Below are 7,861 nucleotides of genomic sequence, written 5' to 3'. Positions count from 1 at the left end.
ACGATCCCCAGCATCCCTATACGCAGCTTCTCGTGAGTTCGGTTCTCCAGGCATGAGCAAGATCGTCCTTCAAACGGAAAACCTCGGCAAATCCTTCACCCTGCATCTGCAGGGGGGTGCGACCATGCCCGTGCTGGCGGGCGTTGATTTGTCCCTGGCCTCGGGCGAATGCGTCGTCCTCTCGGGCCCGTCGGGCGCGGGTAAATCCACCCTCATGCGCAGCCTTTACGGCAATTACCGCGTAGGCCAAGGGCATGTCCGTATCCGGCACCGGGATGCCTGGGTCGATTTCGCCACCGCCGATCCGCGCAAGATCCTCGAAGTGCGACAGGAAACGCTGGGTTACGTCAGTCAGTTCCTGCGCGTCGTGCCCCGCGTGCCGACGCTCGATATCGTGGCAGAACCGCTGATCGCGCGCGGTGCTCCGCGGGAGGCAGCGCTGGCGCGTGCCCGCAGCCTGCTCTTTCGCCTCAACCTGCCGGAACGGCTGCACAGCCTGCCGCCCGCCACCTTCTCGGGCGGGGAGCAGCAGCGCGTGAACCTCGCGCGCGGCTTCATCGGCGGCCACCCCATCCTGCTGCTGGACGAGCCCACCGCGTCTCTCGACGCCACCAACCGCGATGCGGTCGTGGGTCTGGTCGTGGAAGCCAAAGCCGCAGGCACCGCCATCCTCGGCATCGTGCATGACGCACCGACGCGGGACGCTATCGCCGATCGCCTTTTCCTCCTCTCCCCTGTTCAGGCCGCCGCATGACCGAGACCATTCTATCGAACGCCCTTGTTGTTCTCGAGGACCGCACGCTTGCCGGCAGCGTCCTCATCCGGGACGGGCTGATCGCCGATATCACGGAAGGACCGTCCGGCCTTGCCGGTGCCGAGGATTGCGCGGGCGACATCCTCATGCCCGGCATCATCGATCTGCATACGGATAATCTGGAACGGCAGGTCATGCCGCGTCCCGGCGCGCGCTGGCCCTCCCGCTCCGCCTTTCTGGCGCATGACGGGCAATGCGCGGCCGCGGGTGTGACCACCGTCTTCGACGCACTTTGCGTCGGCAATCTCAATTTCGACAATGAGGACCGTATCCGCACCTTCCAGGACGGTGTCGATGACCTCACCGCCCTCACTGGAAGCAGCCTTCTCCGCGCCGATCACTTCCTGCACCTGCGCTGCGAATTGCCGGCCGAAAACATGCTGGCGCTGGTCGAGCCCGTCATCGCCCATCCCCTCGCCCGCATGGCGAGCCTGATGGATCACACGCCGGGGGTCGGCCAATATGCTGACCTCGCCCGCTTCCGGGCCCGCAAAAGCGTCTCGGGCGGCACGTCCCTCGCCGCCATCGATAGTGAAATCGATATCCTGCAGGCCAACCGCGCGCGGCTACGCGGACCCAATCGCCGTGCGCTGCTCGACATGGTCGCCGGGCATCCGATGGTGCTCGCGAGCCATGACGACGAGACCGTGGAGGAGGTGGAGGAAAACCACGCCGCGGGCATCGCCATTAGCGAATTCCCGGTTCGGCTCGGTGCCGCCAAGCGAGCCAAGGCGCTCGGCATGACGGTGATCGCGGGCGCGCCCAATATCGTCCGCGGCGGATCGCATTCCGGCAATGTCGCTGCCTCCGATCTCCTGGCGGCGGGCGCCGCGGATGCACTGGCCTCCGACTACGTGCCGCCCGCGCTCCTCGAGGCGGCCTTCATCGTGGCAGATAGCGGTCTTGGGCTTCCCGCCGGTATCGCACTCGTCACAGCCGGTCCGGCCCGCATGGCGGGGCTCACGGATCGCGGCCGCATCGCGCCCGGTCTGCGGGCTGATCTTCTGCGCGTGAGGCGATCCGGCGGCCTCGCTTCCCCGGTGGCGGTCTGGCGCCAGGGGCTTCGCGTCGCATGAAGGGTCTGCTCGTCCTGGTGGTCGGCCCCTCCGGCTCGGGCAAGGATACGCTGCTGGCGGGTGCCGCCGCCCGCCTCGCGGCCGACCCTCGCTTCGCCTTCACCCGCCGCTGGGTGACCCGCCCGGCGGCGGGTGAAGATCACGAGACGGTCGATGTCCCCGGCTTCCTCGCCCGTCTGACTGCAGGAGAATTCGCGCTGCACTGGGAGGCGCATGGCCTGCTTTACGGCATTCCGGCAGCCGCCCTGGCTCCGATAGAACAGGGGGGCATCGTCGTCGCCAATGTTTCGCGGAGCATCATTCTAGAGGCCGCGAAGCGCCATCCGGTCGCGGTCATCGAGATCACGGCGCCGGAATCTCTCCGCGCGCTGCGCCTCGCTGATCGAGCCCGCGAGAAGCCGGAGGCGATCGGCGAGCGCCTCTCTCGCCAGGTAACGCCACCCGCCGGCATCCGGCTGCATCGCATCGTCAACGACGGCACTATCGACGAGGGTGTGATCGCCCTTGCCGACCTGCTGCGCCGCTTTACCGACCAGCGGCAGGAGGCGTTCTGAGAAGCAAAAGGGGCGCCCCTGCCGGAGCGCCCCTGTGACGTTCACGCTGGTCTGCCTTTGACTGTCAGGCCGCCTTCGCCGTCGTGTTGACCTTGGTATTGGCAAGCTTGCTGAGCAGCCCGTCCGCGGTCTTCTCTTCGGAAAGCGTCTGTTCGAGAAGGGTTGCGGCCTCGGTTTGCCCTGCGAGCTTCGCCCAGGCGAGCAGCGTGCCGTAGCGCGCCATCTCGTAATGTTCCACGGCCTGGCCGCAAGCGATGAGGCCGGCATCGCGCACCGGGCTCGGCTCCTTCATGGCCTCCATCAACTCGTCGCATTCCTCGATCAGGCCGTTGATTGCTTCGCAGGTCACGCCCTGGGCACGCTTGCCCAGAATCTCGAAGATCTGCTGAAGCCGCTCGATCTGGTGCTGCGTCTCCTCGCGATGGTCGGTGAAGACTTGGCGCAGTTCGGCCGACTCTGCGGCCCGCGCCATTTTGGGCAGCGCCTTCGAGATCTGGCGCTCGGCGTAGTACATGTCCCGCAGGAAATGCAGGAAGAGATCGTTCATATTGCGCATGGTGTCCTCCGTTCGTGGTTTGGCCCGCCTCGGCATTTTCCTTGTGCTCTGCAAAGGGAAATGCATGAGGGCCGTGTAAGCCGGCAGGTGGGGCACCCGTGCACGCAACCCAAGCCCCCTGCCTTTCACGCTGTAGTGTGGCGCGCCCGGTCTCAGCCGCTTCCCAAACCCCCGGAGACGGGCGATCCTGTCTCCGCGGATATGAGGAGCAAGCGGCATGGATTTTCCGACAGAGAGCGGCGTTTTCGAACTGGGCGACCTGCCCCTGCAATCAGGCGCGGTGCTGCCAGAGGCAAAACTTGCCTGGAAGAGCTACGGCACGCTCTCACCGGCGCGCGACAATGTCATCCTCTACCCCACGAGCTACGGTGCCCAGCATCCCCGTCTGGAATGGGCCATCGGGCCGGAGGGCCTGTTCGACCCGGCCCGCTGGTTCGTCGTCATTCCCAATATGTTCGGCAACGGCCGCTCCTCCAGTCCCTCGAATACGCAGGACTATCCAGATCTGGTCACGACGGCGGACAATGTTGCGGCCCAGGGTCGCCTTCTTGCCGAGGTTTTCGGGGTGGAGCGGCTCGCTTGCGTCTATGGCTTCTCGATGGGCGCGCAGCAGGCTTATCACTGGGCCGCGCTCGCCCCTGAGGCTGTGGAGCGGGCGATCATCGTCTGCGGCTCAGCCCGCACTTCTCCCCATAATCAGGTCTTCCTTGCCGCGTTGATGGCGATCCTGGAAGCAGCCCCGGAGCATCTGGGGGGTGGACGCTTCTCGGGGGAGCCCAGGGCGGCGCGGCGCGCCTTCACGCGCTGCTACGCCGGTTGGGCGATGAGCCAGGCTTGGTACCGGGAAGGACTGCATCTCTCCAGCACCGGCGCTCAGGATCTGGACGCGTTCCTGGACGATCACTGGGGCCCTGGCTTTCAGCTCGCCGCCGCAGACCTCTACGCCCAGCTCCGCACCTGGTATGCGGGCGACATCAGCGCCAACCCTCTGTATGACGGCGACCTCACCGCCGCGCTCGCCGCCATCCGGGCGCGCGTGCTGCTGATGCCCTGCGAGACCGATCTCTATTTTCCGGTCGCCGACAATGCACTCGAGCTTGCCGCGCTGCGCGACGCCGAACTGCGGCCGATCCCCAGCATCTGGGGCCATGTCGCAGGCGCGCCATCGGATCTGACGGAGGAGCGGGCCTTTGTCCGGACGGCTGTGCGGGATTGGCTTGAAGCCTGATGGCGGGCGCGCCGCGCCCGGACGAGGAGGAACTCGTCGAACGGCACGGGCGCGGCCTCCGTCTCGGCCTCGCCTGCTGCGCCGGCTTTGCCGACACCTTCGGCTATATCCGGCTGCACGGGCTTTTGACCGCGCATGTGACCGGCAACCTCGCCTTCATGGCGGCCGGCATCGCCCGCGGCAATCCTCATATCCTCTTGAAATTTCTTGCCCTTCCTATTTTCATCCTGTGGGTCGGGATTACCGCACTGGTGATCGGCCGGGTTGGGCGCGGGGCCCGCGGCGGCCTGCTCTGCGGTCTCGTCTTCGAGATTCTGCTGCTCGGCCTGGTTGGCCTCGCCACGATGCTTCTACCTTCGCAGACCAACCCCGATTCCCTGCCCGAAATCGTCATCGGCACGCTGCTCTTGGCAGCCATGGGGGCACAGAACGCCGTCATGCGCTTCTCATTGCCGAAACTGCCGTCGACAACGGCCATGACGACCAACGTGTCGGAGGCGACGGTGCGCTGGGTCAGCGCCCGCATCAATCCGGACCGCCGCCTCTCCGCCGAGGAGCGGACGGCGCTCGCCCGGGGTGCGCGGCGCATCGCCGCCACCGTCTGCGCCTTCGGGCTGGGTGGCGTGACAGGCGGCCTCGTGGCACTCCATCTCGGCGGGGTCGGATTGCTGATACCGATGGCCCTGCTCGCCCTGCTCATCCTGTGGATCCTCGCCGCCGGCAGGCGCGCGAAAGCCCAGGGACCCAATCTTGCCAACAATAGAAACAGCTGAGGGAGACTTTCCATGCTGCGCTTTATCGACCCCGTCCTTTCACCCGAACTCCTCGCGATTCTCCGTCAGATGGGCCATGGCGACGACATCGCGATCGTCGACTGCAATTTTCCCGCCGCCACCATGGGCAAGCGGGTGGTGCGTGCCGACGGGGTAACGGCGACGCATATGGCGGAGGCCATCCTCAAGCTCATGCCGCTCGACGATTTCGTCGAGGAGTCCGCCTTTGTCATGCGTCAGGTGCATGACCCGGAGGTTCTCGCGCCGATCTGCGAAGAGTTCGAGGGACAGGTCAAGCAACACAGCCAGGGCCGCTTCGGCGTCGTGCCGGTCGAGCGATTCGCCTTCTACGACCTTGTGAAATCCTGCTTCGCCGTGGTGCAGACTGCCGAACGTCGTCTCTACGGCAATATCATCCTCAAAAAGGGCGTGCTCCGTCCCGGCGAAGGCTGAAGCGTCGAGTCGACGCCTGAGAGAACCCGGGAGCACTGTTCCCGGGTTCTTTTTTTGATCCATGTGCAGCGCACAAAAAATCAATCAGCATCAGGCCTTCCCGCAGGCTGACGAGAGATGAAAAACGCACCCGTGCCGTCGGATACAAAATCTTGTTGATGAAAGTCGTAAGCGGCTTGCGCTAGGTTTGGTGCGCCGGAACCTTTCGTAGCTGATAATTTTCCGGAGGTTCGTAGGCTCGGGAGTGGCCACTCCCGAAGCCTACAGAAACATTGATCTGAACCCCCTGGAGGTGGAGTTGCAAATTATTCAACGTGTTATTCGTCTGATCGACAAGCTACCGCTCTTGGTTACCATGGCTGCGTCGATTTTGGCCATCATTCATTTGCTGGGTCATGGCCACTATCTAGTTTGACGCTGAAATCGACGTAAGCATCAGATCGGGTCGAGTCGGCGCCTGAAAGAACCCGGGAGCACTGTTCCCGGGTTCTTTTTTTGATCCATGTGCAGCGCACAAAAAATCGAGCAGCATCAGGCTTTCCGGCAGGCTGACGGGAGATGAAAAACGCGCCCGTGCCGTCGGATACAAAATCTTGTTGATGAAAGTCGTAAGCGGCTTGCGCTAGGCTGACGTGCTGCCGCCATTTCCCTGTTCCAGGCCGTAGCCGAAGGAGAGTGACGACAGCAGAACGCCCCCGCTTCATGGCTGGAGATAGCGCGCATGGTTCGATCCGACGACATCTTTTCCCTCCACGCGACCCTTCGCGACCAGACGCGGGAGAAAGAGATGAGCCTTGCTGAGTATCTCGATGCCTGCCGGGAGGACCCGCTCTGCTATGCGAGCCCGGCAGAACGCATGCTCAGCGCTATCGGCGACCCCGAGATCGTCGATACCTCACGGGAGCCGCGGCTCAGCCGTATCTTCCTCAACCGCACTATCCGCGTTTATCCCGCTTTTGCCGACTTCCACGGTATGGAAGAAACCATCGAACGGATCGTCGGTTTCTTCCGCCATGCCGCTCAGGGCCTGGAGGAACGCAAGCAGGTTCTCTACCTGCTCGGCCCTGTGGGCGGCGGCAAATCTTCCCTCGGCGAACGCCTCAAGGCGCTGATGGAGAAAGAGCCGATCTATGTGCTGAAGGCGGGGAACGAGCTCAGCCCTGTTTTCGAAAGCCCGCTCGGCCTTTTCGACCCCGAGACCATGGGACAGATGCTGCTCGAGAAATACGGCGTTCCGCGCCGGGTGTTGACCGGCATCATGAGCCCCTGGGCGATCAAACGGCTGGACGAATGGGAGGGGGACCTGCAGCGCTTCCGCGTGGTCAAACTCTATCCTTCCCGCCGCCGCCAGGTCGCCATTGCCAAGACCGAACCGGGCGACGACAACAACCAGGACATCTCGGCCCTCGTCGGCAAGGTCGATATCCGGAAGTTGGAAAGCTACAGCCAGAACGACCCGGACGCCTACGGGTTCTCCGGCGGGCTCAACCGGGCGAACCAGGGGCTTCTCGAATTCGTCGAGATGTTCAAGGCGCCGATCAAGATGCTGCACCCGCTGCTGACGGCGACGCAGGAGGGCAACTACATCGGCACCGAGAACATCGGTGCGATCCCGTTCACCGGCATCATCCTCGCGCACTCGAACGAAGCCGAGTGGCAGAGCTTCAAGACCAACAAGAACAACGAGGCCTTCATCGACCGCATCTGCGTCATCAAGGTCCCGTACTGCCTGCGGGTCACCGAGGAGCAGAAGATCTACGAGAAGCTGATCCAGACCTCCGAGCTTGCCGCCGCGCCGTGCGCGCCGGCCACGCTGGAAACCTTGGCCCGCTTCTCGGTGATGTCGCGGCTGCGCAAGCACGAGAACTCGACGCTGTTCGGCAAGATGCGGGTCTATGACGGCGAGAGCCTGAAGGAATCCGATCCGAAGGCGCGCAGCGTGCAGGAATACAAGGACGCGGCCGGCGTCGATGAAGGCATGGACGGCGTCTCCACCCGCTTTGCCTTCAAGGTGCTGGCCTCGACCTTCAACCACGACACCACCGAGGTCGGCGCCGACGCGGTGCATCTGATGTATGTGCTGGAGATGGCGATCCGGCGCGAGCAGCTGCCTGACGAGGTCGAGAAGCGCTATCTCGAATTCATCAAGGCCGACCTTGCGCCGCGCTATGCCGAGTTCATCGGCAACGAGATCCAGAAGGCCTATCTGGAATCCTACGCCGACTACGGCCAGAACCTGTTCGACCGCTATGTCGACTACGCCGATGCCTGGATCGAGGACCAGGACTTCAAGGATCCCGACACCGGCCAGCTGATGAACCGCGAACTCCTGAACCAGGAGCTGACCAAGATCGAGAAGCCGGCCGGCATCGCCAACCCGAAGGACTTCCGCAACGAGGTCGTCAAG

Annotated in this window: 8 protein-coding genes; 7 read left to right on the top strand and 1 reads right to left on the bottom strand. The window is 64.0% G+C overall.

The genetic code is table 11. The features are described from left to right. Positions 1-52: 52 nt before the first annotated feature. From phnL to phnN, 3 genes are read left to right on the top strand one after another with little or no spacing between them, the layout of a single operon-like run. Positions 53-754 carry a phosphonate C-P lyase system protein PhnL gene (phnL, locus tag VL752_RS01950; protein ID WP_325352050.1) on the top strand — a complete coding sequence of 234 codons (702 nt, stop codon included), beginning with the start codon at positions 53-55 and terminating at the stop codon, positions 752-754. Next, positions 751-1,890: an alpha-D-ribose 1-methylphosphonate 5-triphosphate diphosphatase gene (locus tag VL752_RS01945; RefSeq protein ID WP_325352049.1), complete on the top strand. Its 1,140-nt coding sequence runs from the start codon at positions 751-753 to the stop codon at positions 1,888-1,890. The genes phnL and VL752_RS01945 overlap by 4 nt, the downstream gene beginning before the upstream one ends. Then, a complete protein-coding gene (phnN, locus tag VL752_RS01940; RefSeq protein ID WP_325352048.1) occupies positions 1,887-2,444 on the top strand; it encodes a phosphonate metabolism protein/1,5-bisphosphokinase (PRPP-forming) PhnN in 558 nt (185 codons plus the stop codon). Before VL752_RS01945 ends, phnN begins: the two co-directional genes overlap by 4 nt. 64 nt (positions 2,445-2,508) lie before the next feature. On the opposite strand, the gene VL752_RS01935 is transcribed toward phnN, so the two are convergent. Continuing rightward, complete coding sequence (locus VL752_RS01935) at positions 2,509-3,000, bottom strand: ferritin-like domain-containing protein (RefSeq protein WP_325352047.1); 492 nt, start codon at positions 2,998-3,000, stop codon at positions 2,509-2,511. A 217-nt stretch (positions 3,001-3,217) separates the two neighbouring features. On the opposite strand from VL752_RS01935, the gene VL752_RS01930 reads away from it, so the two are divergent. The 4 genes from VL752_RS01930 to VL752_RS01915 form a co-directional block, all read left to right on the top strand. Continuing rightward, complete coding sequence (locus VL752_RS01930) at positions 3,218-4,228, top strand: alpha/beta fold hydrolase (protein ID WP_325352046.1); 1,011 nt, start codon at positions 3,218-3,220, stop codon at positions 4,226-4,228. Further along, positions 4,228-5,001, top strand: a complete 774-nt coding sequence (locus VL752_RS01925; protein ID WP_325352045.1) for a YoaK family protein — start codon at positions 4,228-4,230, stop codon at positions 4,999-5,001. Before VL752_RS01930 ends, VL752_RS01925 begins: the two co-directional genes overlap by 1 nt. A gap of 12 nt (positions 5,002-5,013) precedes the next feature. Beyond that, complete coding sequence (locus VL752_RS01920) at positions 5,014-5,454, top strand: RbsD/FucU family protein (protein ID WP_325352044.1); 441 nt, start codon at positions 5,014-5,016, stop codon at positions 5,452-5,454. A gap of 721 nt (positions 5,455-6,175) precedes the next feature. After that, positions 6,176-7,861: PrkA family serine protein kinase (locus tag VL752_RS01915; protein ID WP_325352043.1), on the top strand; the 1,686-nt coding region annotated here is incomplete at its 3' end.

This window comes from Acidisoma sp. (assembly GCF_035492295.1).
Taxonomy (GTDB): Bacteria; Pseudomonadota; Alphaproteobacteria; order Acetobacterales; family Acetobacteraceae; genus Acidisoma.
The sequence above is the reverse complement of the archived record's forward strand: the minus strand, read 5'-3'. Positions and strand labels throughout refer to the sequence as shown.

Excerpts from the sequence above, each read along its gene's own strand:
- VL752_RS01920 (WP_325352044.1), top strand. The coding sequence starts at position 5,014 with ATGCTGCGCTTTATCGACCCCGTCCTTTCACCCGAACTCCTCGCGATT.
- VL752_RS01935 (WP_325352047.1), bottom strand. The coding sequence starts at position 3,000 with ATGCGCAATATGAACGATCTCTTCCTGCATTTCCTGCGGGACATGTAC.
- phnL (WP_325352050.1), top strand. The coding sequence starts at position 53 with ATGAGCAAGATCGTCCTTCAAACGGAAAACCTCGGCAAATCCTTCACC.
- VL752_RS01930 (WP_325352046.1), top strand. The coding sequence starts at position 3,218 with ATGGATTTTCCGACAGAGAGCGGCGTTTTCGAACTGGGCGACCTGCCC.
- VL752_RS01925 (WP_325352045.1), top strand. The coding sequence starts at position 4,228 with ATGGCGGGCGCGCCGCGCCCGGACGAGGAGGAACTCGTCGAACGGCAC.
- phnN (WP_325352048.1), top strand. The coding sequence starts at position 1,887 with ATGAAGGGTCTGCTCGTCCTGGTGGTCGGCCCCTCCGGCTCGGGCAAG.
- VL752_RS01945 (WP_325352049.1), top strand. The coding sequence starts at position 751 with ATGACCGAGACCATTCTATCGAACGCCCTTGTTGTTCTCGAGGACCGC.